Raw genomic sequence first — 26,587 nt, 5'->3', positions numbered from 1 at the left:
GTCCCCACTCCCTCTGTGGCGAGCGGGCTTGTCCCGCGTTGGGGTGCGAAGCGCCCCTGATGAAGCTTGACCTGCGTGTTTCAGGTATCCTCCGCGCCCCGCTTACCACCGATTCAAAGACAGATGACTGGACAAGACATGCAGGCGCTGCTGGAGTCGATCCTCGACGAAGTGCGCCCCCTGATCGGCCTCGGCAAAGTCGCCGATTACATCCCGGCATTGGCCGATGTGCCTGCCAACCAATTGGGCATCGCCGTGTACGGCAACGACGGCTCGGCCTATTGCGCCGGTGACGCCGACACGCTGTTCTCGGTGCAGAGCATTTCCAAGGTGTTCAGCCTGGTGCAGGCCATCGACCATGGTGGCGAAACCATCTGGGAACGCCTGGGCCATGAGCCTTCCGGGCAGCCGTTCAACTCCATGGTGCAGCTGGAGTTCGAACGTGGCCGCCCGCGTAATCCGTTCATCAACGCCGGTGCGCTGGTGATCTGCGACATCAACCAATCGCGCTTCGCCGTGCCGATCTTGTCGATGCGCGATTTCGTCCGGCGCCTGTCGGGCAACCCGCAGATCCTGGTCAACAGCGTCGTCGCCGAATCCGAGGCCCAGCACGGTGCCCGCAACGCCGCCATGGCCTACCTGATGAAATCCTTTGGCAACTTCCACAACGACGTGGACGCGGTGCTGCACAGCTACTTCAACTACTGCGCCTTGCAGATGAGCTGCCTGGACTTGGCCAAGGCATTCAGCTTCCTGGCCAATGAAGGCACGAGTGCCCACAGCGGCGAACAGATTTTAACGGCGCGCCAGACCAAGCAGGTCAACTCGATCATGGCCACCAGCGGGCTGTACGACGAGGCAGGCAATTTTGCCTATCGCGTGGGGTTGCCGGGCAAGAGCGGGGTGGGCGGCGGGATTGTCGCGGTGGTGCCGGGGCAATTTACGGTGTGCGTGTGGTCGCCGGAGTTGAATACGGCGGGGAACTCGCTGGCGGGGATGAAGGCGTTGGAATTGTTGAGTGAGCGGATTGGGTGGTCGGTGTTTTGAGGGTGCGCCCCGTTCATGGGAGCGATCGCCGTTGGCGATTGAGAGTATTAATCGCTTTACGCGTGCAATAGGTTCTCCCAGAAAAGGAGATCCAGTGTGGGAGCTGGCTTGCCTGCGATGGCGGTACATCAGCCAGCACATCCAGCGGCTGACACACCGCTGTCGCGGGCAAGCCCACTCTCACATGGGGAGTGGTGTGAGTGAGGGCTCTGTTCAGCTCACATTGAGCCGATCCAGCAAGCTGTACCACGCCACCCCGGCCCCTATGTAAAACCGCTGCAACCCATGCATCGGCAAGCGCTGCAACGGCGTTACCGGGTAGGCGAACTCCGCCGTGCTGTCGCACAACCGCCCCGCCAATTGCTGCCCCAGGCTGGTACACAGTGCGATGCCACGGCCATTGCAGCCCAGTGCCAACGTCAACCCTGGCGCGGGCTGGTGCACATGGGGCATGAAGTCCCGCGTGATCGCAATACGGCCCGCCCAGCGATATTCGAATTCCAGTGGCCCCAATTGCGGAAACAGCAGCGCCAGCGAGCGTTCCAGGTGGGCGAAATCCGTGGGTGACGTGGGGTCGTTGAACAGCCCGCGTCCGCCCATCAGCAAGCGGCCATGGCTGTCTTTGCGAAAGTACAGCAGCAGCCGTTGTGCGGTGGAGACGGTTTCCTGCCCCGGCAAGATGCTGTCCGCCGCTCGCCCGCTCAAGGGTTTGGTGGCGACGATAAAACTGTTCGCCGCCAGGATGCTCTGCGCCATGCCCGGCCACAGGTTGCCGCTGTAGCCGTTGGTGGCCAACACCACTTGATCGGCCGTGACCTGCGCACCGCCAGCCGTCTGCAATTGCCAGCCGCAACCCTGGCGCTGCAACCCGGTCACCGCGCTCTGCCCATGGATCCGCACACCCGCCACCAACGCCGCGCCCACCAGCCCACGGGCATAGGCCAAAGGCTGAATCGCCCCGGCGCGACCGTCCAGCCAGCCACCGGCAAACGCCTCACTGCCCATGCGCGAAGCCACCGCTGCGGCATCCAGCCGCTGCACGGGTACACCGCGCCTGGCCCATTGATCTGCCCGTGCGTGCAACCCGGCGACGCCTTTTTCGCTGTACGACACTTGCATCCAGCCTTTGCGTACCGGCGCGCAATCGATGCCGTGTTTTTCGATCAGCTTGAACACCAGGTCGGCCGAGTTCGATACAGTCGAGATCAACGGTTCGGCGCGCTCCGCTCCGTACATCTGCACCAGTTGCTGCGGGTCGTATTTGAGCGTCGGGTTGACTTGCCCACCGTTGCGTCCGGATGCGCCCCAGCCCGGCTCGTTGGCCTCCAGTACGCACACGCTGACGCCGCGCTCGGCCAAATGCAGCGCCGTCGACAAGCCGGTATACCCGGCGCCGACAATCGCCACGCCCACCTTCACCGACTCGCTCAACGCAGGCGTCGGCACCACTGAGGGCGCAGTCGCTGACCACAATGACTTCATGACAGGCTCCGCGTGTTACCGGTAGGGTGCAGCACGCGCCGCAGGAAGTCCTGGGTCCGCGCATGCTGCGGGTTGCCCAGCACCTGTTCGGCCGGCCCGCTTTCGACGATGTAGCCGCCATGCAGGAAGCACACACGGTCGGCCACTTCGCGGGCAAAGCCCATTTCGTGAGTGACGACGATCATGGTCATGCCCTCATCGGCCAGGGTGCGCATCACCGCCAGCACATCACCGACCAGTTCCGGGTCGAGGGCCGAGGTGGGCTCATCGAACAGCATGGCTTCGGGTTTCATCGCCAGGGCACGGGCGATGGCCACGCGTTGTTGCTGGCCGCCGGAGAGCTGCTCCGGGTAGGCCTCGGCCTTGGCGCTCAGGCCGACTTTTTCCAGCAGCACCAGGGCTTCTTCGCGAGCCTGCCTGGGCGGGTCGCCTTTGACGTACACCGGGCCTTCCATCACGTTCTCCAGCACGGTGCGATGGGGGAACAGGTTGAAGCGCTGGAACACCATGCCCATGCGGCTGCGCAGGGCGTGCACGCTCTTGCTGCCGCGCTGCACGGTTTCGCCGAACACGTTGATGTGGCCGCCGTCGTAGGCTTCCAGCGCGTTGATGCAGCGCAGCAAGGTGGATTTTCCCGAACCCGAGGGGCCGATCAGGCACACCACTTCGCCCTTGGCCACGTCGAGGTCTACGCCGTGCAGCACGCGGTGGCTGCCGTAATGTTTTTGCAGTTGGCGAATCTCGATCATGCTTTTTTCCTCCGGCCCAGGTGTTGTTCCATGCGGCGCAGGCCGTACACCAGCGGCAGGCTCATCAGCAGGTAGAGCAGGGCGACCAGGGTGTAGACGGTCATGTTCTGGAAGGTCGACGAGGCAATCAGTTGGCCCTGGCGGGTCATCTCCGCGACGGTGATGGTGGACACCAGCGACGAGTCCTTGAGCATCATTACCAACGTGTTGCCGTACGGCGGCAGGGCGATGCGAAACGCTTGCGGCAGGATCACCCGGCGCATCATCAGCGCCGAGCGCATGCCCAGTGCTTCGGCGGCTTCACGCTGGCCCTGTTCGACGGCAATGATGCCGGTGCGGAAGTTCTCGGCCTGGTACGCCGAGTAGGCGATGCCCATGCCGATCACGCCCGCGTAGAACGCGGTGAGGTGCACGCCCATGTCCGGCAGCACGAAGTAGATGTAGAACAACTGCACGATGATCGGCAGCCCACGGATCACATTGATGATGGTGCTCGCCGCCCACGACAGTGCACGGATCGGCGACAGCTTGAGCAACGCCAGCACCAGGCCGATGGCACTGCTGAGCAGGAACGACAGCACGGTGATCTGGATCGTCACCCACGCGCCTTGCAGCAGAATCGGCAAAAAGTCCTGGGCGTTCTGCAGGAACTCCGCCGGGTTCATGGGCGCACCTGGGTATCGAGGCCCCACTTCTTGAGAATGCTGTCGAGGGTGCCGTCTGCCTTGATGCTGGCAATGGCGGTGTTCAGGCGCTCCAGGGTTTGCGCGTCCCCCTTGCGCACCACCAGGCACACCTGGCCGACGTTGGTGGGCTTGTAGTCAGGGGCGAGTTTCACGCCTTTGAACAACTTCTGGCGGATCTGGTAGGCGACCACCGGCTGGTCACCCACGGCGGCCTTGATGCGGCCCAGGGACAGGTCGCGGACCATCTCGCCGATGGAGTCGTAGGTGCGGATTTCCTTGAAGATGCCGAGCTTGTTCAACTGGTCATAGAAGACGGTGCCGGCCTGTACGCCGACCACCTGATCCTTCAGCGGCATCAGGTCAGGGTAGGCGGTGTTGTCGTCGGCGTTGATGATCAGGCCTTCGCCGTAGGCGTACACCGGGGCGCTGAAGTCGACGACCTTGGTGCGCTCTTCGGTCTTGAGCATGCCGGCGGAAATAAAATCCAACTTGCCGGAGGTGAGAGAGGGGATCAGCGCAGCGAAGTTGGTCTGCTCGATCTGGCTGGTAAAGCCGCCAGCCTTGCCCACGGCCTCGGCCACATCGACCATCACGCCCTGGATGCTGTTGCTCTTGATGTCGAGGAAGGTAAACGGCGAACCACTGGCCGTTGCACCGACTTTGTACGAGGACGCACTTTCTGCGTGCACCGCGGTGACGCACAGCGTGGCGCAAAGACCGAAGGCGAGGCGGCGAAACAAGGGCGAAAGACTGTTCATCGGGTTACTCCAGAAGGAAAACAGATAGTCAGTACCGCAAGCGGCTGCCGATGAAATCGCAAGCTCTGTGCCATTTCGATTGATTGGAATCGAATATCGCTATAGAAAATAGATAAAATGAACTGTTCGTATCGATATGCGATATTAAGTGGTCTGTTTCTGTGATTTGAGGTAGAAATATCACCACGCCTGATCGACCTGACCGCGAGTCCTCCATGTCCGAAGAACGCAACAGTCTGCACAACCAATCCCTGGAAAAAGGCCTGTCGGTGCTCAAGGCATTCAGCGCACAGCGCCGCAGCATGAGCCTTGCAGAGGTGGCCGAGGCCGCCGGCATGACCAAAAGCTCGGCCCAGCGCATGGTGTTTACCCTCGAAAGCCTGGGTTACCTTCGGAAACACTCCCGCACCCGGCATTACCAACTCACACCCCGGGTGCTGGAGCTGGGCTTCAGTTACCTGGATGCGCATTCGTTGATCGAGGTGGCGAATCCGTTCCTGTCGGAGTTGACGCGGCTGACCGGCGAGACCTCTTGCCTCACCGAGCCTGCGGGCTACGACATGACCTACATCGCACGGTTCGTCAGCGCGGGCTTTGTGCCGGTGCACATGCCGATCGGCTCGCGGGTACCGATGTACTGCACGGCGTCGGGGCGGGCGTATTTGAGCGCGTTGCCGCAGGAGGAGGCGCTGGTGTTGATCGAGAACAGTCAGCGTATTGCCCACACCAGCCAGACGCTGACTGAAGTCGACGAAATCATGGCGTCGTTGCAGCAGGTGCGTGAGCAGGGCTATGCGGTCAATGGCCAGGAACTGTTCCTGGGCGACATGACCATCGGCGCGCCGGTACTGGGTGCCAATGGTCGACCGGTGGCGGCGGTGCATGTGGTGGCGCCGACCAGCCGCTGGACTCGGGCGGATGCAGAGAAACAGTTGGCGCCGGCGCTTCTGCAATGCTCAAGGGCACTGAGCAACTCGGCCCGTAACCTGGAATAACAGACACCCTGAAACCCAATGTGGGAGGGGGCTTGCCCCCGATTGCAGTGGGTCAGTCAATACAGCTGTGACTGATCCACCGCTATCGGGGGCAAGCCCCCTCCCACTTGCAGCTGCCTATTCAGGCAATCGCATCCCAAGCCCGATCACCGTTCTCGTCTTTGATCCGAGTCGGCAAGCCCATCACATCCAGCGCCTTCAGGAACGGCTCGGCCGGCAGTTCCTCGACGTTGGCCATGTGCTTCACATCCCATTCGCCACGAGCCACCAGCAGCGCTGCGGCCACCGGTGGTACACCGGCGGTGTAGGAGATGCCCTGGCTGTCGGTCTCGGCAAAGGCTTCTTCATGGCACGCCACGTTGTAGATGAACATCTCGTGGGGCTGGCCGTTCTTGGTGCCCTTGACCAGGTCGCCGATGCAGGTCTTGCCGGTGTAGCCGGGGGCCAGCGAGGACGGGTCGGGCAGCACGGCCTTGACCACTTTCAGCGGCACGACTTCCAGGCCTTCAGCGGTGGTGACCGGTTTTTCGGAAAGCAGGCCGAGGTTTTTCAGCACGGTGAACACGTTGATGTAGTGTTCGCCGAAGCTCATCCAGAAACGCACGTTGGGCACGTCGAGGTTTTTCGACAGCGAGTGCACTTCATCGTGGCCGGTCAGGTAGAGGTTCTGCGAACCGACGACCGGCAGGTCATCGGTGCGTTTGACTTCGAACATGGTGTTGCTGGTCCACTGGCTGTTCTGCCAGCTCCACACCTGTCCGGTGAACTCGCGGAAGTTGATTTCCGGGTCGAAATTGGTGGCGAAGTATTTGCCATGGGAGCCGGCATTGACGTCGAGAATGTCGATCGAATCAATGCGGTCGAAATGCTGTTGCTGCGCCAGCGCGGCGTACGCGTTGACGACACCCGGGTCGAAGCCCACGCCAAGGATGGCGGTGATGTTCTTCTGTTTGCACTCTTCCAGGTGGTTCCACTCGTAGTTGCCGTACCACGGTGGGGTCTCGCAGACCTTGCCCGGCTCTTCGTGGATGGCGGTGTCGAGGTACGCAACGCCGGTGTCGATGCAGGCCCGCAAAACCGACATGTTGAGGAACGCGGAACCGACGTTGATGACGATCTGCGAGTCGGTCTCGCGGATCAGGGCCTTGGTCGCTTCCACGTCCAGGGCGTTCAGCGCGAAGGCTTGGATATCGGCGGGTACCTTGAGGCTACCCTTGGCCTTGACGCTGTCGATGATGGCCTGGCATTTGGAGATGTTGCGCGACGCGATAGCAATACGACCGAGTTCGTCGTTGTGCTGCGCGCACTTGTGGGCCACCACCTTGGCGACACCTCCTGCACCAATGATAAGAACGTTCTTTTTCAATTGCTTTATCTCTCCTTTATCCGCCAGCTTACGAAAGGCTGGACAGGTAGTCGTCGTAACCAAATTCACGAACCACCTCGACTGTACCGTCGAGTTGTTTCACTACGATGGACGGCATTTTCAGGCCGTTGAACCAGTTTTTCTTGACCATGGTGTAGCCTGCGGTGTCGATGAACGACAGCCGATCGCCGATGGCCAACGGACGATCAAATTGATACTCGCCGAAGATGTCCCCGGCCAGGCAGGATTTGCCGCACACCATGTAGGTGTGTTCGCCCTCGCTTGGCGCCAGCTTGGCGTTGAGGCGGTAGATCAGCAGGTCCAGCAGGTGGGCTTCGATGGAGCTGTCGACCACGGCGAGGTGCTTGCCGTTGTAGAGGGTGTCGAGCACGGTCACTTCCAACGAGGCGCTGTTGGTGATTGCCGCTTCGCCGGGTTCCAAGTACACCTGCACGCCGTACTTCTCGGAGAACGCCTTCAGGCGGGCGCAGAACGCGTCCACGGCATAGTCTTCACCGGTGAAGTGGATGCCGCCGCCGAGGCTGACCCACTCGACCTTGTGCAGCAGCGCGCCGAAGCGTTCTTCGATGACGCCGAGCATCTTGTCGAACAGGCTGAAGTCGCCGTTCTCGCAGTTGTTGTGGAACATGAAGCCAGAGATCTGCTCGATCACACCTTCGATCTTCACCGGGTCCCATTCGCCCAGGCGGCTGAACGGACGCGCCGGGTCGGCCAGCAGGTAGTCGGAGCTGCTCACCTGCGGGTTGACGCGCAGGCCGCGGGTCTTGCCTTCGCTGCGCTCGGCAAAGCGCTGCAGCTGGCTGATGGAGTTGAAGATGATCTTGTCGCAGTTATCCAGCATCTCTTCGATTTCGTCGTCGGCCCAGGCCACGCTGTAGGCGTGCGCCTCGCCTTCGAACTTCTGGCGGCCGAGCTTTAGCTCATACAACGACGACGAGGTGGTGCCGTCCATGTATTGCTGCATCAGGTCGAACACCGACCAGGTGGCAAAGCACTTGAGCGCCAGCAGAGCCTTGGCGCCGGACTGTTCGCGCACGTAAGCAATCTTCTGCATGTTGACCAGAAGCTTCTGTTTATCGATGAGGTAGTACGGCGTTTTGATCATTTTTGAGAGCCTGCGGCGGTGCCTGCCAAAAAAGGACACGCATTGTGCCCGCACTTGGATCGAATCGAAAGGTTAGTGGGCGGATTTTGCTGCGTCCGGTTTGTGACCCTATGGATGGGCACCGGTCCAATGTGGGAGGGGGCTTGCCCCCGATAGCAGTGTGTCAGCCACCCAATCCAGCACTGACCCACTGCCATCGGGGCAAGCCCCCTCCCACAGTTTGGCCCCTGTATATCGGGTCCACCGACATCAAACTGTCATCACCCTACCGCCGAATTGCCACATTCCGCCGCTACTGTCCTCGCCAATGAGATCGATCTCAAGCGAGTGACAATGACTGACCTGAAAGACGTCGCGCGGCTGGCCGGCGTATCCCGCGCCACCGCCGCCCGCACTTTTGCCTCCCCCGACCAGGTGCGCCCGACCACCCGTGAGCAGGTGTTCGCCGCCGCCCGTGAGTTGGGGTTCCGGCCCAATCTGCTGGGCCGCCAATTGCGCCTGCAAACCACCCGGTTGATCGGCGTGGTGGTGCCCAACCTGCTCAACCCGGTGTTCGCCGAACAGTTCCAGGCCATGGAGCGCGCGGCACGTGCACGCGGCTACAGCCTGCTGTTGGCGACTACCGACTACAACAGCGAGCGCGAAAGCATTGTGGTGGAAGAATTGCTGCGCCAGCGCGTGGACGGCCTGGTGCTGACGGTCACGGATGCTGAAAGCAACGTCGTGCTCAGCAGCCTGAATACAGAGAAAACCCCGTTTGTGCTGGCCTACCACCAACCCAGTAACCCCAGCTACAGCGCTGTGTCGGTGGACAACCGCGCGGGCATGGCCTTGGCCACGCGTTATTTGCTGGAAGCGGGGCACCGCCGCATCAGCATGGTCGCCGGTCCCGCCTTGCAGTCGGACCGTGCGCGCCTGCGGTACGCCGGGTATTGCGAGGCGATGCGCGAATGCGGCTTGCCAGCGCGTCCGGTCATCGAAATGCCGGCACACACCCAGGCGGAATTCGCCGCCATCGCGCCATTCCTCCAAGGCGAGGATGCACCCACCGCACTGGTGTGCTCCAACGACTTCCTGGCCATCAGCCTGATCGCCGAACTGCGCCGCAACGCCTGGAACGTGCCCGAACAACTCTCGGTGATGGGCTTCGATGGCATCAGCCTCGGCACCCAGATGCACCCGACCCTGTGCAGCGTGGTGCAGCCGATTGCGCTGCTGGCCAGCACCGTGATTGACCAACTGCTGGCGCAGATCGCCGGCCATGCCCCGACGTCCCATTGCCTGCCTTGCCATATCCGGCCGGGCGAAAGCACTCAACCCCACGAGGAAACCCCTGATGCGCGCATTCCGTAAAACCCTGGCAGCCGTGCTGCTGTGCGGTGTGGCCAGCCTGGCCCAGGCCGCCGAAACCGCGATCTGCTACAACTGCCCGCCGGACTGGGCCGACTGGGCTACCCAGCTCAAGGCCATGGCCGCCAGCACCGGCGTGCAAGTGCCCCTGGACAACAAGAACTCCGGCCAATCCCTGGCGCAGTTGGTGGCAGAGAAAGCCGCACCGGTGGCCGACGTCGTTTACTACGGCGTGACCTTCGGCCTGCAGGCGCAAAAAGCCGAGGTGGTCGGCACCTACAAACCCAAGGCCTGGGACCAGATTCCCGCCGGGCTGAAAGACCCGGCCGGCCATTGGTTCGCGATTCACTCCGGCACCTTGGGCATCATGGTCAACGTCGATGCGCTCGGTGGTCTGCCGGTGCCGCAAAGCTGGGCCGACCTGCTCAAGCCTGAATACAAAGGCATGGTCGGTTACCTCGACCCGTCCAGTGCCTTTGTCGGCTACGTGTCGGCGGTGGCCATCAACCGCGCCATGGGCGGCGACCTGGACAATTTCGCGCCGGCCATCGACTACTTCCAGAAACTGGCGAAAAACGCGCCCATCGTGCCCAAGCAGACCGCCTATGCGCGGGTGCTGTCCGGCGAGTTGCCGATCCTGGTGGACTACGACTTCAACGCCTATCGCGCGCGCTACAAAGACAAGGCCAACGTCGCCTTCGTGATTCCCCAGGAAGGCAGCATCAGCGTGCCCTACGTGATGAGCCTGGTGGCCAACGCGCCGCACCGCGCCAACGCAGAAAAGGTGCTCGACTTCGTGCTATCGGACGAAGGCCAGGCGCTCTGGGCCAAAGCCTACCTGCGCCCGGTACGGCCGATGAAGATGCCGGCGGAGGTGGCCGCACAGTTCCTGCCCGACAGCGACTACGCCCGTGCCGGTGTGGTGGACTACGAAAAAATGGCCGCTGTGCAGGAAGCCTTCGCCGCCCGTTACCTGAACGAGGTCAAGTAAGTGGCCGCATCGGCAAGACACGCAGTCTGGGCGCTGGCCCCGGCCTTTGCGGTGCTGCTCGCGTTCTGGCTGCTGCCGCTGGCGCACCTGATGGTGCTCGGCGCCGAGAGCCGCGACAGCCATGGCAGCGGCTACTGGCAGGTGCTCAGCAGTGCGCAGTACCTGGGCAGCCTTGGGCAAACCCTGCTGCTGGCGGTGGTGGTGACACTGGTGGCGCTGCTGATCGGCGGCATCAGCGGGGTGTTCCTCGCCCGGCAGCAGTTTTTCGGGCGTTCGGCGCTGGTGGCATTGCTCACGTTTCCCCTGGCGTTTCCCGGTGTGGTGGTGGGTTTCCTGGTGATTCTGCTGGCTGGCCGTCAAGGCCTGCTCGCCTCACTGGGCCTGCAATTGGCCGGTGAGCGCTGGATCTTCGCCTACTCGCTGGCGGGGCTGTTCGTGGGCTACCTGTATTTCTCGATCCCACGGGTGATCCTCACGGTAATGGCGGCATGCGAGAGCCTCGACCGCAGCCTGGAAGAAGCCGCCCATTCCCTGGGCGCCGGGCATTGGCGAGTAGTGTGCGATGTGATCGTGCCAGGCCTGGCGCCGGCGCTGGCCTCCTGCGGGGCGATCTGTTTCGCCACCTCCATGGGCGCCTTCGGCACCGCCTTTACCTTGGGCACGCGTCTGAACGTCACCCCGGTGGCCATCTACAACGTGTTCACCAACTACGCCAACTTCGCCGTGGCGGCCGCACTGTCGGTGGTGCTTGGCGCGGTGACCTGGGCCGTGCTGCTGCTCACGCGACGGCTGGTGAAAAATTCGGGGACTGTGCTGTGAAGCGCTCATCGCTGTTTGTGTTGCAACTGCTGTTCACCCTGGTGGTGTGCGCCTTCATGCTGGTGCCGGTGCTGATGTCGCTGCTGGCCGGGCTGACCCGCAATTTCTTCGTCGGTCTGTCCAGTGGCTTGACCTTCGATTGGCTGATGCAGGTGTGGCAGGCATATTCGCCCACCGTGTGGTTGTCGCTGCAACTGGCGCTGGCCTGCGCGGTGTGCGTCTGCGTGATTGGCGTGCCGGCGGCCTACGCCTTGGTGCGCATGAACAACCGCTTCAGCCGCGCCTTTGAAGAATTGATGGTGCTGCCGGTGGCCATGCCGGGGTTGGCCAGTGCGTTGGCCTTGCTGTTGACCTACGGCCAATTCGGCAGTTTTCGCAGCAGTTGGCTGTTCATCCTGGTCGGCCATGTGCTGTTCACCCTGCCGTTCCTGGTACGCCCGGTGATGGCGGTGATGCAGCGCCAGCAACTGCCGGTGCTGGAAGAAGCGGCGGCCAGCCTGGGGGCCGGTCCGATCAAGCGCTTTTTCAGCGTGGTGGTGCCCAACTGCCGGGCCGGGATCCTGGCCGGTGTGCTGATGGTCGTCACCTTGTCCCTGGGTGAATTCAACCTGACCTGGATGCTCCACACGCCGATGACCAAGACCTTGCCCGTGGGCCTGGCCGACAGCTACGCCTCGGCGCGCCTGGAAATCGCCAGCGCCTACACCCTTATCTTTTTGCTGATGATCGTGCCGCTGTTGATTGCGCTGCAGGCCATCAGTGCCCGTTTGTCCCGTGGAGAGCGTCGATGACCGCTATCACTATCCGCCTGCAAGGCTGTCGCAAGGCGTTCGCCGACGGCACTGTGGCCGTGCATGACTTGAACCTGACCGTCGAAGGCGGCGAAACCCTGGCCATTCTCGGTCCGTCCGGCTGTGGCAAAACCACCACCTTGCGCCTGATCGCCGGCCTCGAACGCCCGGATGTGGGCCAGGTGTGGTTCGGCGACCAGGACGTGACGCGCCTGCCCATCGAACGCCGCGATGTGGGCATGGTGTTCCAGAATTACGCGCTGTTTCCCAACCTGGATGTGGCCGGGAATATCGTTTATGGCTTGAAGATTCGCGGTATGTCGGTGGTGGAGCGTAACCAGCGCTGCGACGAGTTGCTGGAACTGGTGGGCTTGCAGCACCACGGCAAACGCAGCATCCATGAGCTCTCCGGCGGCCAGCGCCAGCGCGTGGCCTTGGCGCGTGCGTTGGCGCCGCGCCCGAAAGTGTTGCTGCTGGACGAACCGCTGGCCGCCCTGGATGCGCAACTGCGCGAACGCCTGCGCAGCGAGCTGAATGAGTTGCTGCGCGGCCTGGGCATCACCTCGGTGTTCGTCACCCACGACCAGGGCGAAGCCATGGCCCTGGGCGACCGCATCCTGGTGATGGAGCACGGACGTGTCGCGCAATTGGCCAGTCCGCGTGACATCTACCAGAAACCGGCCAATGCCTTCGTCGCGGGCTTTGTCGGCAACCTCAATGCCTTTGCCGTGCTCGAGCCATCGGCCCATGGTTTGAAAGTCTGTGGCGGCGAGTTGCCGTGGCAGGACGTCAACCTGCCCAGCACCGTCTATTGCCGCCCCGAACACCTGAGGGTGATGGAGAGCGAAGGGCACTTGCACGGCCACCTGCTGGCGCAGTTCTTCCAAGGCGCGCAAAGCCGCCTGCTGGTGGATGTGGGCGGCCCGCAACCGCTGCTGGTCGACAGCAGCGACAACCAGCTGTACGCCGTCGGCGCACCGATTGCCCTGGCGATCGCACCGCACATGTTGTTCACCCTGAATGCTTGAGACTCTATCGTGAATCGTCCGTTTCTCGTCGCGCAGATCAGCGACCTGCACCTTAAAGCCGGCCAGCGTCTCACTTACGGGGTTGTCGATACGTTAGGCGCCCTGCGCCGCGCCGTCGACCACTTGAACGCCAGCCACCCACGGCCCGATATCGTGGTCATCAGCGGTGACCTGGTGGACTTCGGCCGCGCCGATGAATACGCCGTGCTGCACCCCGAGCTCGCGCGCCTGCACATGCCGTGCTACCTGGTGCCGGGCAATCACGACAGCCGTGGGCCGTTGCTGGAGGCGTTCCGTGATCACGCGTATTTACCATTGTCTGCCGAGGGCCCGCTGGACTGGGTGGTCGACGATCATCCGCTGCGTCTGATCGGCCTCGACTCGACCATTCCTGGCGGCCACGGCGGCCAGTTGCTCGATAGCCAATTGCACTGGCTGGACGAGCAACTGGGGTTGCGCCCGGATGCACCGACGCTGCTGATCCTGCATCACCCGCCGTTCATCACTGGCATCGGCCACATGGACCGCGAACCCTTCATCAATGCCGGCGCCCTGGAGCAAGTCGTTGCCCGCCATCCGCAAGTGGAGCGCTTGCTGTGCGGCCATCTGCACCGGCCGATGCAGCGGCGTTTCGGTGGCAGCCTGAGTTGTGTGTGCCCCGGCACCTCCCACCAGATCGTGCTGGATTTGCAAGAAGCGGCGCCCGCGCATTTCAACCTGGAGCCGGCGGGCTATCTGTTGCATCGCTGGGGCGTGCAGCAGGGTTTGATCAGCCACAACGGCGTGTTCGGGGAGTACCCGGGGCCGTATCCGTTCTATGACGCCCATGGATTAATTGACTGAGGTTGTGATGAAAGCCACTTTGCATGTGTTAAGCGTATTGACCGGCGGCCTGGGCATTGCCCTGAGCCCCCTGGCCTCGGCTGATTTTCTGAGTGACAGCAAAGCCAACTTGAGCCTGCGCAACTTCTACTTCAACAACGACAACCGTGACGGCGCCGCCGCACCGTCGAAGACCGAAGAGTGGGGCCAGGCATTTATCCTCAACTACCAGTCGGGCTTTACCGACGGCACTGTCGGCTTCGGCCTGGATGCCGTGGGCATGCTCGGCGTCACCCTCGACAGTGGCGCCGGCCGTCATGTGGGCAGTTCGATGATCCCCACCGACGACGGCAAGGCCGCCGACACCTGGGCCCGTGGCGGCGCGACGGCCAAGGCGCGTTTCGCCAAGAGCGAACTGCGCTACGGCTACCTGCGCCCGAACCTGCCGATCCTGGTGAGCAACGACGGGCGCCTGTTGCCGCAGTCGTTCGAAGGCGGGCAGATCACCAGCAAGGACATCGATAACCTGACCCTGATCGGCGGCCAACTGCAGCACACCACCGGCCGTGGTTCCAGCGACCGCAGCGGCCTGGCGGCGGCCGGTGGCACCCAGGAAAGCAATAAATTCAACTACGCCGGTGCCGATTACCAGGTGACCAAGGACCTGCTGGTCCAGTACTACTACGCCAACCTCGAAGACTATTACCAACAGCACTTCGCCGGTTTGATCCATGTATTGCCGCTGGGCGACTACGGCTCCTTGAAAACCGACCTGCGCTACTTCAAGACCAGCTCCGACGGCAAGAACAGCAGCGTCGCCGGCCGTGCCGAAGGCTACAAGCTCGGCGGCTATACCAAGAACGGCACGGGTGAAATCGACAACAACACCTGGAGCGCAGCGTTCATCTACTCCCTGGGCCCGCACGCGGTTACCGCCGGTTACCAGCAAGTCTCGGATGACAGCAACTTCGCTCAACTCAACCAGGGCGGCCTGGTCAACAAAGGGGAGGGCGGTTCCAGCCTGTACCTCTACACCGACCGTACCGTGCAGACCTTCATCCAGGCCGGCGAACGCACGGCCTTTGCCCAATACGCCTATGACTTCGCCTCGCTTGGTGTGCCGGGCCTGAAGGTGTCGGTGATGTACTTGAAGGGCGAGCACATTCTCACTGCCAGCGGCAACGATGCCAGCGAGTGGGAGCGCGATATCTCGCTGGATTACGTGGTGCAGAGCGGCACGTTCAAGAACGTCGGGTTCGGCTGGCGCAACGGTGTGTCGCGCAGTGAAGTGGCGCGGGACCAGGATCAGAATCGGGTGTTCGTGAGTTATTCGATTCCGTTGATGTAAGCGGTTTGAGGAAAGCACCAACCTGTGGTGAGGGGCAAGCCCGCTCACCACGTCAAGCCCCTGGCCACCAGTCGATAAAACGCAGGGGTTCGCCATCGGTCGTGCCAGGCAGCAGTTCAGCGTGCTCATGTGAGTGTTTTTGTGATTCAAGTGTGGGTAATGGATAGGTACGGGCCGACCACAAACGTACAAGATACGCCCCGACCCTCCTCAGTAGACTCGCTCGACTTCTTCTACTGCAGGGTTTCCATGGACATCTTCCTCTACGCCTTCAGCGTCATGTACAGCCCCGGTCCCGTGAATTTCATGGGCCTCAACGCCGGGCTCACCGGTCAGTTCCGCCGCTCCACTGGATTCTTCATTGGCGTGGGCTGCGCGATGCTGGTGTTGTTCGTGCTGTTCGGCTACACCGGCGAGGCGATCATCTCCCAGGCCGCGTTGCCGTATATCTCGTTGGTCGGCGGTGTGTACACGCTGTACCTGGCCTATCAAGTGTTCACCGCACGCACGGTGGTGGATGAAAGCGCCTCATCGGCACCCGTCAGAACCCTTACGTTCTGGAATGGCCTGGTGATCCAGTTGCTCAACCCCAAGGGCATCATGGCCGTGTTGCCGATCACCAGTGTGATGCTGCCGGCGGCGCATATCACCGGGGCGTCCATTGCCGTGGTCTCGGCGGTCCTGGCCTTCGGGGCGTTCGGCGCGCCGTGGGTCTATGCGCTGCTGGGGGCGGTGCTGGGGCGGCGGATCAACGGGACGTCGGCGTTCACCGTGTTCAACCGGTGCATGGGGCTGGCACTGGCGGTGTGTGCGTATTTCATGTTTCACGCGTTTTATGCGCATCTGGTCGCAACATGAATGGATCTTGTCACCTCGACTCACGCATAGATCGAGTTTCTACAGGTACTTGAGCCAGACCAGGTCGCGGCGCCGGGCCTTGAGCCCGGCGAACCAATGTACCGGCGCGTACAGCGCCAGCGGCAGCAGCAACGCCACCAGCCAAATGGCGCCCATGCCGTCGAAGCCGAAGTAGTTGCCGTGATTCAGGCCAAACAGTGCCACACACGTGACGTAGAGGATTTTCAGCACGTACAGGTGCAGCAGATAGAAGAACATAGGCGCTGCACCGAAGGTGGCGAGCATGCTGATCCAGCGCTTGCTTCCCGCCTTCTCGAACGCCAGCAACAGCAGTAGCCCAATCCCCAGCGTCAGCGCCAGAAACAGCAGCGAAGGCGGGTACTTGGTGATGTTGAAAAAGCTCATCAGGGTTTGCACGCCGTTGTCATAGGCTTGCCATGGTTTTTCGCCATACCCATTGACCGCTCGCACTACCACGAACCCTATCAATGCACTTGCACCGCCCAGCCACAGATAACGCTGGCGCTGCGCCGGCTGCATGTCTTTGGCAAACCAGGGGCCGAGGCTGTAGCCCAGGGCGATCACGCCGATCCACGGTAGCACCGGATAAGTGACGCGCAGGCGCAGCGACTCGCCCACTTCGATCCAACTGCGCTCATGCAGGATTGTCCACGGAATATGCAGTGCCGAACCGGCCTCGAAGTGCAGCCCATCCAGCAGGTTATGCCCGCCAATGATCAGCAGCGCCAACACGACCACCAGCGGGCGCGGCAACCACACCAGTGCCGCCAGGGCGAGCATGCTCACGCCGATAGCCCAGATCACCTGCAGGTAGATCACGCTGGGCGGCAACTGGAAGGTCCAGGCAAAGTTGACCAGGGTGAACTCCAGCACCACCAGGAACAGCCCACGCTTGAACAGGAACACCGACACATCGCGACGGCCCTGGTACTTCTGGCCGTAGAGCCAGGCCGACAGCCCGGTGAGCAACACAAACACGGGCGCGCACAGATGGGCGAGGGTGCGGCTGGCAAACAGTGCGGGCTCGGTGCTGTCGATGGCCATCGGGTCGCTGACCTGGCGGTGCAGCAGGAAGGTTTCGCGCACATGGTCGAGGAGCATGAACAGGATCACCAGGCCGCGCAGGGCGTCGATGGAAAGCAAGCGTTGGCGCAGGGGAACAGCGTCGGTCATGGGCGTGATCGCAGGGCAAGGTGGCAAGGGAGCGTTATCCTATAACATTGGATTCTGATACCGTCAGCTAAATCATTTTTCCAGGTACTCACCATGACGACGCCGCAGGATGTCATCGACTTCTGGCAACACGCCGGCCCCAAGCGCTGGTTTGCCAAGGACGCTGCTTTCGACGCCAGCTTCCGCGACACTTTCCACAGCGCGCATCTGCAAGCCGCCCGGCGTGAGTTGGAAAGCTGGCTGGACTCGGCGCACGGTGCCCTGGCGTTGCTGATCCTGCTCGACCAGTACCCGCGCAATGCCTTCCGTGGCACCGCCCATATGTTCGCCACCGACCCGTTGGCGCGGCTGTATGCGCGGCGCATGGTGGACGCCGGGCTGGACCGGCAGGTCGAACCGGCATTGCGTGCGTTCTGCTACCTGCCGTTCGAGCATTCGGAAGACCCGGCCGATCAACAGCGCTCCCTGGACCTGAACCGGCAACTGGATGCCAACACCTACCATTGGGCCAAGGAGCACGCGCGCATCATCGAGCAATTCGGGCGTTTTCCCCATCGAAACGAGGTGTTGGCGCGTGAGACCACGGATGAGGAACGTGCCTTTCTGGACGAGGGCGGATTTGCCGGTTAACCCGGTATTCCACCCAGGAATGCCCCCATAAAAACAGCGCATTGTCTTTCTTGTGGCGCATCTCGTAGCGTGGTGTTCCCCCTCAAGGAGAATCGTTATGCGCCTGTATGTGGATCATCTGTACACCAGCCCCTACGCCATGTCGGTGTTCGTGACCCTGCGCGAAAAAGGCCTGGCGTTCGACACGGTTACCCTGGACCTGGATGCCGCGCAGCAGCACGCGGCCGACTTTGCCCAACTGTCCCTGACCCAACGCGTACCGACCTTGCTGGAGGGCGACTTCGCCTTGTCGGAGTCGTCGGCGATCACCGAGTACCTGGAGCAGGCCTACCCTGAAGCGCCGGTGTATCCGGCCGATCCAAAACAGCGGGCGAGGGCGCGGCAGGTCCAGGCATGGCTGCGCAGCGATTTGCTGCCGATCCGTCAGGAGCGCTCGACGATGGTGGTGTTCTATGGGCAGAAGATGCCCGCACTGTCGCCTGTGGCTCAAGCGGCGGCAACGAAGTTGATCAGTGCGGCCCAGGCGCTGTTGGCGGGTAATCCGCCGTACTTGTTCGGTGAGTGGTGCATCGCTGATGTGGACCTGGCGGTGATGCTCAATCGCCTGATCCTCAACGGTGACAGCGTGCCTGCCGAGTTGGTGGCATACGCCCGACGCCAGTGGCAGCGGCCCTCCGTGCAGGCGTGGGTGCAGCAACAACGCCCGGCGCAGTGACCACCATTCATCTTCCGTCTGCGGTGAGGCGCTTGACAGGCATCACCCGGCGGAAGAATACTCTGGTCATATTCATATATATGACTACATAACAAAGTGAATGTGACCCCATGAATACGCTGTCCAGTGATGCCCGCCTGCCGCTTTACCAACGCTTGCGCGACCAGCTGATCGAGCAGATCGCCAACAATCGCTGGCGCCCCGGCGAAGCGATTCCCACCGAAGCGGTGTTGTCCGCCGAGTACGCGCTGTCGACCGGTACCGTGCGCAAGGCCGTGGATGCACTGGTCAGCGAGGGCATTCTGGAGCGTCAGCAGGGCCGTGGCACCTTTGTGCGCCGCCCGCAATTCCAGTCGTCGCTGTTTCGCTTTTTCCGTTTTCAAGGCCCGTCGGGCGAGCGTCAGGTGCCGCAAAGCCGCATCCTCACGGTCGAGTCCGTGGCCGCGCCGTCGGCGGTCAGCGAGGCGCTGGGCCTGGCCCCCGAAGCCCAAGTGATCCGCATCGTCCGGACCCGTCTGTTTGACGTGCAGCCGCTGCTCGCCGAAGAAATCTGGCTGCCGCGCGCACGCTTCCAGGCGCTGCTCGACATCGACCTGGCCGTGCAAGGCCCGTTGCTGTATCCGGTGTATGAGAGTGTCTGCGGGCAGGTGGTGGCCTCGGCCGAGGAAACCCTCACGGCCGAATCGGTCAACGCGGTGTACGCGCGCTTGCTGCAAGTACCGGTCAACAGCCCGGTGGTGGTGATCGAGCGCCTGGCCCGCGACTACGCCGGCCAGCCCCTGGAGTGGCGACGCTCCCGTGGGCATGCCGAACACTTCCGCTACCGCGTGGACATTCGCTGACCGCACATCCGCACCGTTAACTGTTTGCCCAACACTGGCCCGGCTGTGGCGCGGTTCGCGCCCGGCTGCCTCGCGTTTGACCTATAAGGATAAAAATCATGTTCAGTTGGTATCGCCAAGTCACTCCTCGGGAGCGCAAAACGTTCTGGGCCTGCTTCGGCGGCTGGTCCCTGGATGCATTGGAAGTGCAGATGTTCGGCCTGGCGATCCCGGCACTCATCGCGGCCTTCGCCTTGAGCAAGGGCGATGCGGGGCTGATCAGCGGCGTCACGCTGGTGACCTCGGCCATCGGAGGTTGGGTCGGCGGTACCTTGTCCGACCGCTACGGCCGGGTGCGCACGTTGCAGTGGATGATCCTGTGGTTCTCGTTCTTCACGTTTTTGTCGGCGTTCGTCACTGGCTTCCACCAACTGCTGATCGTCAAGGCGCTGCAAGGCTTCGGCATCGGTGGTGAATGGGCGGCGGGCGCGGTGTTGATGGCCGAGACCATCAACCCGAAATATCGCGGCAAGGTGATGGGCACCGTGCAGAGCGCCTGGGCCGTGGGCTGGGGCGTGGCGGTCGGGGTGTTTGCGCTGATCTATTCGTTTGTGCCCCAGGACATGGCCTGGCGGGTGATGTTCGTGGTGGGCCTGCTGCCGTCGTTCCTGATTATCTGGGTGCGGCGTAACGTTGAAGAACCCGACAGCTTTCAGCGCCTGCAAAAGGAACAGGCGATTCCCCAGAGTTTCTTCAAGTCGCTGGCGGGCATCTTTCGCCCTGAGCTGATCCGCGTCACGCTGTTCGGCGGCCTGCTGGGCCTGGGTGCCCACGGTGGTTACCATGCGGTGATGACCTGGCTGCCGACCTTTCTCAAGACCGAGCGCAACCTGTCGGTACTCAACTCGGGCGGCTACCTGGCGGTGATCATCTTTGCCTTCTGGTGTGGCTGCGTCGCCAGTGGTTGGCTGATCGACCGCATTGGTCGCCGCAAGAACATCGTGCTGTTTGCGCTGTGCTGCGTGATCACCGTGCAGGCCTATGTGTTCCTGCCGCTGAGCAATACGCAGATGCTGTTCCTTGGCTTCCCGCTGGGCTTTTTCGCCGCCGGTATCCCGGCCAGCCTGGGGGCGTTGTTCAACGAGTTGTACCCGGCGGATGTGCGCGGCGCCGGCGTGGGCTTTTGCTACAACTTCGGGCGCGTGCTGTCGGCGGTGTTTCCCTTCCTGGTGGGGCATATGAGCGACTCGATGTCCCTCGGCTCGGCCATCGGCATCGATGCCGGGATCGCCTACGGCGTCGCGGTGATCGCCGCGCTGTGCCTGCCGGAAACCCGTGGCCGTGTGCTGGAAGCGGCACCCGCCGAGCGCGTCGTGACCGGCCAGCGCGCCCAGCCCTGATCCTTTTTACTTTTGAAAGACGACCCCATGCTTGATAACCGTTCCATCACCGGCATCGACGCCCACGCCCATGTGTTCAGCCAGGCGCTGACCCTGGCCGGTGAGCGTCGCTACACCCCAGGCTACGACGCCACGCTGGCGGACTACCTCGGCCACTTGCACGCCAATGGCCTGAGCCACGGTGTGCTGGTACAGCCCAGTTTCCTGGGCACCGACAACGGCTATCTGTTGGCCGCTTTGCAGCAAGCCCCGGATCAGTTGCGCGGCGTGGTGGTGCTGGAGCGGGATATCCCGCACGACGCTTTACAGGCGATGGCCCGCGCAGGCGTGGTTGGCGTGCGCTTGAACCTGGTGGGCCGGGCGCTGCCGGACTTTGCCGAGCCCGGCTGGAAGGTTTTTTTCGAGCACCTTGTCGCCCTGGGCTGGCATGTGGAATTGCACCGCGAGGTAGCCGACCTGCCGCAATTGGTGCGCCAGTTGCTGCCGTTCGGGATCAAGCTGGTGGTCGACCATTTTGGCCGGCCGGATGCACGACTCGGCGTCGCCCAGCGCGATTTTGCCGAGTTGCTGGACTTGGGCCTCAGCGGCCAGTTGTGGTTGAAAGTCTCGGGGATCTATCGCCTGGGCGGCAGCCCGGCGCAGAACCTTGAGTTCGCCCGCCAGGCCATGCCGTTGCTGCAGCAGAGTTTCGGTCTGCACCGCTTGGTGTGGGGCAGTGACTGGCCGCACACCCAGCATGAAACGTCAGTCGACTACCCCACGGTGATCGAGCAACGCCAAGCCCTGGGCTGGTCGACACCGGTCGCGCAGGCCTTGCTGATCGATACGCCTCGCGCGTTATTCGGCTTCGACCACCCGTAGCCAATCCTCTTTCACACGACGGTCCAGCTCCTCCCAGTCGGCCATGCCCAGTACCCGCGTGGTGTTCAGGCCGCGCAGGTAGCCGCGCAGTTGCTGGGCACTGGCGCTGATCCGATCCGCGTCCGCCGCCTCGTCCTGCAGCACGTGTTCATAGTCGACCAGGTAATCGGCGACCCGTTCGCGGAACTCCGGTAGTACGGCTTCGCGGATGCGGTCGAAGGTTTTCTGGTAGGGCTTCATGGCGTTGTCCTTATAGGTTTTATGTCAGCACTATCGGTTCAGATAATAGTCACCATCAAGCATCGCAAGTTCTGTTTTTGCAGGAAAAGCGGAAAATCGCCCCATCGAGACGCTGTTCAAGGAAATGCGCGATGAGGACGTTTATTCAGGTGGCTTTGATGGCTCTGATGCTTGGCACGGTGGTCATCAACAACGCGGCAATCGCCGATGATCTGCATACCAGCCATTTGCTACCTATCATCGGTAGCGTAGACTCCCTGCAGCACGCGCAGTCAGTGGGTGTGTTGTTGAGCGACAACACCCGCGACAACCTCAGCTACCTCGAACGCTACCACGATATGGCCTTGAATGGCGCCAAGGATGCCCTCGACGGACGTATCCGCCAGGCGTTCGTCAACAGTTCCGACCCGGAACTGGCCATCGATTGGTTGATGAACTCGCTGCAAGGCACCTTTTTGTCGGTAACGGTCTACGACAACCTGGACGCCCTGGTGCAGGCGCACCCCGATGTGGTGGTGATGCTCGATACCCATAACCAACTGCTGACCCAGCGTAACGATGTGGTGGAGGCGCGTTTTATCGCGCGGTTCTACGACGCGAACCTGCAGTACATCGCCAAGGCCGAAGGCTCGGTGCACAAGCAGGTGCCATCGGTGTGGGTACATGACAAGGCCGCGCCGGAGATTGCCGCGCAGATCGAGCAGCAGCGTGATGTGCAACTCGATGCCTTGAAGCAGTTCGATGCGTCGCTCAAAGCGTTGGTCCGTGCCGGTTGATGTGAACCTTTATTTTTATAGTCAGGAATTTTTCATGCGCGCTTTTTTCGCCCCGGCCTTGGCCATTGCTTCCCTGTTGTTGGCTGGTTGTGTAACCGCCCCCAACGCCCCGAGCCTGACCCTGCAAACCGGCAAGAGCCCGCAAGCCTATGTGCAGTGCGTGCTGCCCAAGCTGGAAAAGCACGGGATCACTTCGACCGTCACCCAGAACTCGCGTCACGCCAAAGTGGTGCTGACCAGCAAGATAGCCGCCGATGATGTGCTGGAAGCCTACAAGGCCGGAGAGGGCGCCAAGGTGTTCTTGTATGAGCGCAAGCCGTTGGCGTCGACGATTACGCCGTCGCGGCTTGAGCTGGCGGCAAAGGACTGCCAGTAATCCCAGGCCATACATAAAACCACATGTGGGAGGGGGCTTGCCCCCGATAGCGGTGGATCAGTCAATACATCTGTGACTGCCATACTGCTATCGGGGGCAAGCCCCCTCCCACAATTGGATTTGCGTAGGGCTTAAGGTTTGGCTTCGTTGCTGAAGCTGTTCACTGTCTTGACCAACCCCTGCGCGGCCAACGCCACCAATTCACCACCTTTTTCCACCGTCGCCAGCGCCGGGTCCGAGCCCATGCGCCCATCCGGGAAGCGCGCGCGGAAGTCCAGGGCTTCGCGGATCGGCCCGGTGTTGGCGATTTGCGGCGAGTAGTCGGCGGTCTTGATCGCGTCCGGGTAGGCCCATTGGGTAACCGCAATCTCCGACGGCGTGGCATGGCTGCCATGGCCCACCGGGAACTGGCGCTGGGCCAGGTCGGTCACGCCTTCCAGGTCCCACCAGTTCACCAGCTTCAACGCAAACCCGGCGGGGCGGCGGGCGAAGCTTGCTTCGGCGTACAGCTCGGAAAACGCCGCTTCAATCGTGGCGATATTGCCGCCATGGCCGTTCAGAAACAGAATCTTCTCGAAACCATGCCCGGCCAGCGAACGCACCCAGTCGCCAATCGCGGCGATAAAGGTGGACGGGCGCAGGGAAATGGTGCCGGGAAACCCCAGGTGATGCTGGGCCATGCCGATATTGAAGGTCGGGCCGATCAGGATGTCGGCGCTCTTTTGCGCCTCATGGGCGATGATTTCCGGGCACATCCAGTCGGTGCCGAGCAGGCCGGTGGGGCCGTGCTGCTCGTTGGAGCCGATGGGAATCACCACCGTGCGGCTGCGTTCCAGAAACTGCCCGATCTCGATCCAGGTGGACTTATGTAGAAGCATGCGGCGCTCTCTTATCTAGGGGGACAGGCTATCCGCCACGGATTGTACGGCTACTCGCCACCTGTTGGGGTTTGCAATTGAGGTAGGTCGAAGACTTCAACCAACGCTGGTCGGGGTACCACGAAAACATGAACTGCCCATCCTTGAGCTTGTCCACTACCTGGCGGGCTACCTGCGGGCGCACGGCCGGGCAACCCTGGCTGCGACCGATACGACCTTCACGCTTGCTCCACAGGGGGCTTACATAGTCGGCGGCGTGGATCACAATGGCGCGGTCGCGGGCCTGATCGTTGAAACCCGGCTCCAGGCCGTCCATGCGCAACGAGTAACCGTGGGTGCCCAGGTAGCTTTCCTGGGTGCGGAACAGACCCAGGCTGGACTGGTGGCTGCCTTCCAGGTTGGAAAACTGGGTGGCGAAGTTTTCCCCGGACTTGGCGCCGTGGGCCACCAGGTCGCGCAGTACCAGGGTCTTCTTGCGCAAATCGAAGATCCACAGCCGACGGGCGGTGGAAGGCTGGGAGTAGTCAATGACCGCCAGGCGTTCGGAGCGCTCTTCGCCGTTATTGACTGCGCACTGCACCGCGTTCAGGGCGCTTTTGAGTACAGTGGGATTGAGTTCTGGAGCCGAGCGCGCCAGGCTGCTATACAAGTTAGGCGAGGTCTGATTGGCGGCGAGAGCGAAATTGCTCAGCGTGGCCAACGTCACGGTCATCAAGCCGAGGCGGCGCATGAAAGTCAGCATCTACAAAGTATCCCCCCGCTGTGGATTGGAGCCAGGTCAATTGTTCAAAAAACACGCATGTTACTTGAGCATTTGCCTGCTCGTTGCACCATTGGTCGCGACAGCCGATGCGCTGCCGGTCGAGCCGTTGCCGGTGACCACGCCCGCACCGGTCGACCTGGCACCCGTGCAGCAGGCCTTGGCGCAATTGCCGAGCGTCTGCCCCGGCCTGGTGCCGCAGATTGACGCGGCTGCCCAACTGCGTCTGCAAGCGTTCTACCAGCAGCAGGGTAATGGGCCACTGTGGTCCGCCGACGAGCGCCGGCAAGCCCTGCAATCTCAGTTGCTGATGCTTGCCGATGACGGCCTGGACCCCACCCACTATAGCCTGCCTGCGCCAGATGCCACGGCCAACGTGCTGTGCAGCGACATCGCCAGCAGCCAGCACTACCTGCAAGCCCTGCAGGATTTGCACTACGGGCGCCTGCAGCAATCGCGCTTCGAGCCGCTGTGGCATTCCCAGCCGCCGACCCGCGACCCCAATATTGAAGTGCTGGCGTTTGCCGCCACCGGCCTGCAAGACATGGCCCAGGCGTTCGATCAGGCACGCCCCAGCGCGGACCTCTACCGCAGCCTGCGCAATGCCTATGCCACTGTGCGCCAGCAGCCATTGCCGCATTGGGACCCGGTCGCCAACGGCCCGCTGTTGCGCCCCGGGATGGACGACCCGCGCGTACCGGAACTGGCGCGGCGCCTGATCGGCGGAGGTTACCTGGCCAAGGCCCCCGGCGGCAGGCAGTACGGTGACGAGTTGGTCAAGGCGGTCAAGGCCTTCCAGCTGAGTCATTCGTTGCAGGCCGACGGCGTGATCGGCGCCGGTACGGTGGCCGAGCTCAATATCAGCCCGGCGATCCGTCGCGAGCAACTGCGCATCAACCTCGAACGCTTCCGCTGGCTGGCCCAGGACCTGGAGCCCGAGGGCGTGCTGGTCAACGTCGCGGCTGCGCAATTGAGCGTGTACCAGAGCGGCATCCCGGTGTGGCAGACCCGCCTGCAAGTGGGCCGCGCCGAGCGCCAGACGCCATTGCTCAAATCGCGTATTACCCGGCTGACCCTCAACCCCACGTGGACCATCCCGCCCACCATCATGCGCGAGGACAAACTCCCGGCCATCCGCCTCAACCCTGAATACCTGCGCCAACAGAACCTGCAAGTGCTCGATGCCGAAGGCCACCCGCTGGCGCCGGAACAGATCGACTGGGCGCGCCCGGGCAACATCCTGCTGCGCCAGGAAGCTGGCCCGCGCAACCCGCTGGGCAAGATCGTGATGCGCTTTCCCAACCCGTACTCGGTGTACCTGCACGACACGCCGAGCCAGCCGCTGTTCACCAAAGGGCCACGGGCGTTCAGTTCGGGGTGTGTGCGGGTCGAGCAACCGCTGCTCCTGCGCGATCTGCTGGTGAGCCCGGCCGAACGCGCGCGCACCGATGAACTGCTGGCCACCGGCGTGACCCACGAATTCAGGCTGGCCACGCCGGTGCCGGTGTTGTTGAGTTACTGGACGGTTGAGGTCAACCGTGAGGGCGGGTTGGTGTACGCGCCGGATATCTATGGGCGGGACCTGGTGTTGATGAAGGCGATGGGCAGCGTGTTGTAGGCGGCTCAACCTCGTGGCGAGCGGGCCTGTTGTGGCGAGCGGGCTTGTTGTGGCGAGCGGGCTTGCCCCGCGTTGGGCTGCGCAGCAGCCCCGGTAAGCCCC

Annotated in this window: 28 protein-coding genes; 18 read left to right on the top strand and 10 right to left on the bottom strand. The window is 62.5% G+C overall.

Annotation, left to right across the window (positions count from 1 at the left end):
* Nucleotides 1–138: 138 nt before the first annotated feature.
* Nucleotides 139–1,047: a glutaminase B gene (glsB, locus tag AC3WP7_RS13755; protein WP_071491761.1), complete on the top strand. Its 909-nt coding sequence runs from the start codon at nt 139–141 to the stop codon at nt 1,045–1,047.
* Nucleotides 1,048–1,260: 213 nt separating this feature from the next.
* Here glsB and AC3WP7_RS13750 read toward each other — a convergent pair whose 3' ends face one another.
* From AC3WP7_RS13750 to AC3WP7_RS13735, 4 genes are read right to left on the bottom strand one after another with little or no spacing between them, the layout of a single operon-like run.
* The gene (locus AC3WP7_RS13750; RefSeq protein WP_102593116.1) at nt 1,261–2,529 is read right to left on the bottom strand and encodes an NAD(P)/FAD-dependent oxidoreductase; all 1,269 of its coding nucleotides are present in this window, start codon (nt 2,527–2,529) and stop codon (nt 1,261–1,263) included.
* Entirely contained in the window at nt 2,526–3,278 is a 753-nt protein-coding gene (locus AC3WP7_RS13745; protein WP_093512712.1) for an amino acid ABC transporter ATP-binding protein, read from the bottom strand. The genes AC3WP7_RS13750 and AC3WP7_RS13745 overlap by 4 nt, the downstream gene beginning before the upstream one ends.
* Nucleotides 3,275–3,943 carry an amino acid ABC transporter permease gene (locus AC3WP7_RS13740; RefSeq protein WP_016977168.1) on the bottom strand — a complete coding sequence of 223 codons (669 nt, stop codon included), beginning with the start codon at nt 3,941–3,943 and terminating at the stop codon, nt 3,275–3,277. Before AC3WP7_RS13740 ends, AC3WP7_RS13745 begins: the two co-directional genes overlap by 4 nt.
* A complete protein-coding gene (locus AC3WP7_RS13735; RefSeq protein ID WP_093123635.1) occupies nt 3,940–4,722 on the bottom strand; it encodes an ABC transporter substrate-binding protein in 783 nt (260 codons plus the stop codon). Before AC3WP7_RS13735 ends, AC3WP7_RS13740 begins: the two co-directional genes overlap by 4 nt.
* 215 nt (nt 4,723–4,937) lie before the next feature.
* Here AC3WP7_RS13735 and AC3WP7_RS13730 point away from each other — a divergent pair, with 215 nt between their 5' ends.
* Nucleotides 4,938–5,717 carry an IclR family transcriptional regulator gene (locus tag AC3WP7_RS13730; RefSeq protein ID WP_093512708.1) on the top strand — a complete coding sequence of 260 codons (780 nt, stop codon included), beginning with the start codon at nt 4,938–4,940 and terminating at the stop codon, nt 5,715–5,717.
* Between the two features lie 121 nt (nt 5,718–5,838).
* Here AC3WP7_RS13730 and AC3WP7_RS13725 read toward each other — a convergent pair whose 3' ends face one another.
* A complete protein-coding gene (locus AC3WP7_RS13725; protein WP_093123631.1) occupies nt 5,839–7,083 on the bottom strand; it encodes a saccharopine dehydrogenase family protein in 1,245 nt (414 codons plus the stop codon).
* A 28-nt stretch (nt 7,084–7,111) separates the two neighbouring features.
* Nucleotides 7,112–8,209, bottom strand: a complete 1,098-nt coding sequence (locus AC3WP7_RS13720; protein ID WP_093527775.1) for a carboxynorspermidine decarboxylase — start codon at nt 8,207–8,209, stop codon at nt 7,112–7,114.
* 333 nt (nt 8,210–8,542) lie between these two features.
* On the opposite strand from AC3WP7_RS13720, the gene AC3WP7_RS13715 reads away from it, so the two are divergent.
* The 8 genes from AC3WP7_RS13715 to AC3WP7_RS13680 all read left to right on the top strand — a co-directional run bounded on the left by AC3WP7_RS13715 (nt 8,543) and on the right by AC3WP7_RS13680 (nt 16,216).
* Nucleotides 8,543–9,562 carry a LacI family DNA-binding transcriptional regulator gene (locus tag AC3WP7_RS13715; RefSeq protein ID WP_071491754.1) on the top strand — a complete coding sequence of 340 codons (1,020 nt, stop codon included), beginning with the start codon at nt 8,543–8,545 and terminating at the stop codon, nt 9,560–9,562.
* Nucleotides 9,546–10,550, top strand: coding sequence for an ABC transporter substrate-binding protein (locus AC3WP7_RS13710; protein ID WP_102593115.1), 1,005 nt, complete (start codon nt 9,546–9,548; stop codon nt 10,548–10,550). Before AC3WP7_RS13715 ends, AC3WP7_RS13710 begins: the two co-directional genes overlap by 17 nt.
* Nucleotides 10,551–11,369, top strand: a complete 819-nt coding sequence (locus tag AC3WP7_RS13705; protein WP_102593114.1) for an ABC transporter permease — start codon at nt 10,551–10,553, stop codon at nt 11,367–11,369.
* A complete protein-coding gene (locus tag AC3WP7_RS13700; RefSeq protein WP_102593113.1) occupies nt 11,366–12,160 on the top strand; it encodes an ABC transporter permease in 795 nt (264 codons plus the stop codon). Before AC3WP7_RS13705 ends, AC3WP7_RS13700 begins: the two co-directional genes overlap by 4 nt.
* Complete coding sequence (locus AC3WP7_RS13695) at nt 12,157–13,188, top strand: ABC transporter ATP-binding protein (RefSeq protein WP_071491750.1); 1,032 nt, start codon at nt 12,157–12,159, stop codon at nt 13,186–13,188. The genes AC3WP7_RS13700 and AC3WP7_RS13695 overlap by 4 nt, the downstream gene beginning before the upstream one ends.
* A 9-nt stretch (nt 13,189–13,197) precedes the next feature.
* Complete coding sequence (locus tag AC3WP7_RS13690; protein ID WP_102593112.1) at nt 13,198–14,031, top strand: phosphodiesterase; 834 nt, start codon at nt 13,198–13,200, stop codon at nt 14,029–14,031.
* A 7-nt stretch (nt 14,032–14,038) separates the two neighbouring features.
* Nucleotides 14,039–15,358, top strand: a complete 1,320-nt coding sequence (locus AC3WP7_RS13685; RefSeq protein WP_102593111.1) for an OprD family porin — start codon at nt 14,039–14,041, stop codon at nt 15,356–15,358.
* A gap of 249 nt (nt 15,359–15,607) precedes the next feature.
* On the top strand, nt 15,608–16,216 hold the full coding sequence (locus AC3WP7_RS13680) for a LysE family translocator (protein ID WP_092245281.1): 609 nt from the start codon (nt 15,608–15,610) through the stop codon (nt 16,214–16,216).
* Nucleotides 16,217–16,255: 39 nt separating this feature from the next.
* Here the strand turns inward: AC3WP7_RS13680 and AC3WP7_RS13675 are convergent, their stop codons facing one another.
* Nucleotides 16,256–17,410, bottom strand: a complete 1,155-nt coding sequence (locus AC3WP7_RS13675; RefSeq protein ID WP_092245284.1) for an acetyltransferase domain-containing protein — start codon at nt 17,408–17,410, stop codon at nt 16,256–16,258.
* Nucleotides 17,411–17,503: 93 nt separating this feature from the next.
* Here AC3WP7_RS13675 and AC3WP7_RS13670 point away from each other — a divergent pair, with 93 nt between their 5' ends.
* The 5 genes from AC3WP7_RS13670 to AC3WP7_RS13650 all read left to right on the top strand — a co-directional run bounded on the left by AC3WP7_RS13670 (nt 17,504) and on the right by AC3WP7_RS13650 (nt 21,837).
* Nucleotides 17,504–18,040, top strand: a complete 537-nt coding sequence (locus AC3WP7_RS13670) for a DUF924 family protein (RefSeq protein ID WP_102593110.1) — start codon at nt 17,504–17,506, stop codon at nt 18,038–18,040.
* Nucleotides 18,041–18,137: 97 nt separating this feature from the next.
* A complete protein-coding gene (gene yfcF, locus AC3WP7_RS13665; RefSeq protein WP_102593109.1) occupies nt 18,138–18,755 on the top strand; it encodes a glutathione transferase in 618 nt (205 codons plus the stop codon).
* A 110-nt stretch (nt 18,756–18,865) separates the two neighbouring features.
* Complete coding sequence (locus AC3WP7_RS13660) at nt 18,866–19,597, top strand: GntR family transcriptional regulator (RefSeq protein WP_102593108.1); 732 nt, start codon at nt 18,866–18,868, stop codon at nt 19,595–19,597.
* 98 nt (nt 19,598–19,695) lie between these two features.
* The gene (locus AC3WP7_RS13655) at nt 19,696–20,976 is read left to right on the top strand and encodes an MFS transporter (RefSeq protein ID WP_102593107.1); all 1,281 of its coding nucleotides are present in this window, start codon (nt 19,696–19,698) and stop codon (nt 20,974–20,976) included.
* Between the two features lie 27 nt (nt 20,977–21,003).
* Nucleotides 21,004–21,837 (top strand): amidohydrolase family protein, encoded by an 834-nt coding sequence (locus AC3WP7_RS13650; RefSeq protein ID WP_092245299.1) that lies wholly within the window; start codon nt 21,004–21,006, stop codon nt 21,835–21,837.
* On the opposite strand, the gene AC3WP7_RS13645 is transcribed toward AC3WP7_RS13650, so the two are convergent.
* A complete protein-coding gene (locus tag AC3WP7_RS13645) occupies nt 21,814–22,077 on the bottom strand; it encodes a hypothetical protein (protein ID WP_071491739.1) in 264 nt (87 codons plus the stop codon). The genes AC3WP7_RS13650 and AC3WP7_RS13645 overlap by 24 nt on opposite strands.
* Before the next feature lie 131 nt (nt 22,078–22,208).
* Here AC3WP7_RS13645 and AC3WP7_RS13640 point away from each other — a divergent pair, with 131 nt between their 5' ends.
* Together AC3WP7_RS13640 and AC3WP7_RS13635 are read left to right on the top strand one after the other, a co-directional pair.
* The gene (locus tag AC3WP7_RS13640) at nt 22,209–22,853 is read left to right on the top strand and encodes an ATPase (RefSeq protein WP_102593106.1); all 645 of its coding nucleotides are present in this window, start codon (nt 22,209–22,211) and stop codon (nt 22,851–22,853) included.
* A 34-nt stretch (nt 22,854–22,887) separates the two neighbouring features.
* Nucleotides 22,888–23,229 carry a hypothetical protein gene (locus tag AC3WP7_RS13635; protein ID WP_093123587.1) on the top strand — a complete coding sequence of 114 codons (342 nt, stop codon included), beginning with the start codon at nt 22,888–22,890 and terminating at the stop codon, nt 23,227–23,229.
* Nucleotides 23,230–23,360: 131 nt separating this feature from the next.
* Here the strand turns inward: AC3WP7_RS13635 and AC3WP7_RS13630 are convergent, their stop codons facing one another.
* Both AC3WP7_RS13630 and AC3WP7_RS13625 read right to left on the bottom strand, forming a co-directional pair.
* The gene (locus tag AC3WP7_RS13630; RefSeq protein WP_102593105.1) at nt 23,361–24,107 is read right to left on the bottom strand and encodes a creatininase family protein; all 747 of its coding nucleotides are present in this window, start codon (nt 24,105–24,107) and stop codon (nt 23,361–23,363) included.
* 28 nt (nt 24,108–24,135) lie between these two features.
* Nucleotides 24,136–24,849 (bottom strand): murein L,D-transpeptidase catalytic domain family protein, encoded by a 714-nt coding sequence (locus AC3WP7_RS13625; RefSeq protein WP_071491735.1) that lies wholly within the window; start codon nt 24,847–24,849, stop codon nt 24,136–24,138.
* A gap of 40 nt (nt 24,850–24,889) precedes the next feature.
* Here AC3WP7_RS13625 and AC3WP7_RS13620 point away from each other — a divergent pair, with 40 nt between their 5' ends.
* Entirely contained in the window at nt 24,890–26,485 is a 1,596-nt protein-coding gene (locus tag AC3WP7_RS13620) for a L,D-transpeptidase family protein (RefSeq protein WP_093123581.1), read from the top strand.
* Nucleotides 26,486–26,587 lie beyond the last annotated feature (102 nt).

Source organism: Pseudomonas sp. FW305-3-2-15-C-LB1 (genome assembly GCF_058787615.1).
The sequence above is the reverse complement of the archived record's forward strand: the minus strand, read 5'-3'. Positions and strand labels throughout refer to the sequence as shown.

What these genes read in the sequence shown, in the direction of transcription:
- AC3WP7_RS13660 (WP_102593108.1), top strand. Translation starts at nt 18,866, where the DNA reads ATGAATACGCTGTCCAGTGATGCCCGCCTGCCGCTTTACCAACGCTTG.
- AC3WP7_RS13710 (WP_102593115.1), top strand. Translation starts at nt 9,546, where the DNA reads ATGCGCGCATTCCGTAAAACCCTGGCAGCCGTGCTGCTGTGCGGTGTG.
- AC3WP7_RS13670 (WP_102593110.1), top strand. Translation starts at nt 17,504, where the DNA reads ATGACGACGCCGCAGGATGTCATCGACTTCTGGCAACACGCCGGCCCC.
- yfcF (WP_102593109.1), top strand. Translation starts at nt 18,138, where the DNA reads ATGCGCCTGTATGTGGATCATCTGTACACCAGCCCCTACGCCATGTCG.
- AC3WP7_RS13625 (WP_071491735.1), bottom strand. Translation starts at nt 24,849, where the DNA reads ATGCTGACTTTCATGCGCCGCCTCGGCTTGATGACCGTGACGTTGGCC.
- glsB (WP_071491761.1), top strand. Translation starts at nt 139, where the DNA reads ATGCAGGCGCTGCTGGAGTCGATCCTCGACGAAGTGCGCCCCCTGATC.
- AC3WP7_RS13735 (WP_093123635.1), bottom strand. Translation starts at nt 4,722, where the DNA reads ATGAACAGTCTTTCGCCCTTGTTTCGCCGCCTCGCCTTCGGTCTTTGC.
- AC3WP7_RS13675 (WP_092245284.1), bottom strand. Translation starts at nt 17,410, where the DNA reads ATGACCGACGCTGTTCCCCTGCGCCAACGCTTGCTTTCCATCGACGCC.
- AC3WP7_RS13640 (WP_102593106.1), top strand. Translation starts at nt 22,209, where the DNA reads ATGAGGACGTTTATTCAGGTGGCTTTGATGGCTCTGATGCTTGGCACG.
- AC3WP7_RS13650 (WP_092245299.1), top strand. Translation starts at nt 21,004, where the DNA reads ATGCTTGATAACCGTTCCATCACCGGCATCGACGCCCACGCCCATGTG.
- AC3WP7_RS13715 (WP_071491754.1), top strand. Translation starts at nt 8,543, where the DNA reads ATGACTGACCTGAAAGACGTCGCGCGGCTGGCCGGCGTATCCCGCGCC.
- AC3WP7_RS13730 (WP_093512708.1), top strand. Translation starts at nt 4,938, where the DNA reads ATGTCCGAAGAACGCAACAGTCTGCACAACCAATCCCTGGAAAAAGGC.
- AC3WP7_RS13655 (WP_102593107.1), top strand. Translation starts at nt 19,696, where the DNA reads ATGTTCAGTTGGTATCGCCAAGTCACTCCTCGGGAGCGCAAAACGTTC.
- AC3WP7_RS13695 (WP_071491750.1), top strand. Translation starts at nt 12,157, where the DNA reads ATGACCGCTATCACTATCCGCCTGCAAGGCTGTCGCAAGGCGTTCGCC.
- AC3WP7_RS13630 (WP_102593105.1), bottom strand. Translation starts at nt 24,107, where the DNA reads ATGCTTCTACATAAGTCCACCTGGATCGAGATCGGGCAGTTTCTGGAA.
- AC3WP7_RS13685 (WP_102593111.1), top strand. Translation starts at nt 14,039, where the DNA reads ATGAAAGCCACTTTGCATGTGTTAAGCGTATTGACCGGCGGCCTGGGC.
- AC3WP7_RS13645 (WP_071491739.1), bottom strand. Translation starts at nt 22,077, where the DNA reads ATGAAGCCCTACCAGAAAACCTTCGACCGCATCCGCGAAGCCGTACTA.
- AC3WP7_RS13745 (WP_093512712.1), bottom strand. Translation starts at nt 3,278, where the DNA reads ATGATCGAGATTCGCCAACTGCAAAAACATTACGGCAGCCACCGCGTG.
- AC3WP7_RS13740 (WP_016977168.1), bottom strand. Translation starts at nt 3,943, where the DNA reads ATGAACCCGGCGGAGTTCCTGCAGAACGCCCAGGACTTTTTGCCGATT.
- AC3WP7_RS13680 (WP_092245281.1), top strand. Translation starts at nt 15,608, where the DNA reads ATGGACATCTTCCTCTACGCCTTCAGCGTCATGTACAGCCCCGGTCCC.
- AC3WP7_RS13720 (WP_093527775.1), bottom strand. Translation starts at nt 8,209, where the DNA reads ATGATCAAAACGCCGTACTACCTCATCGATAAACAGAAGCTTCTGGTC.
- AC3WP7_RS13750 (WP_102593116.1), bottom strand. Translation starts at nt 2,529, where the DNA reads ATGAAGTCATTGTGGTCAGCGACTGCGCCCTCAGTGGTGCCGACGCCT.
- AC3WP7_RS13635 (WP_093123587.1), top strand. Translation starts at nt 22,888, where the DNA reads ATGCGCGCTTTTTTCGCCCCGGCCTTGGCCATTGCTTCCCTGTTGTTG.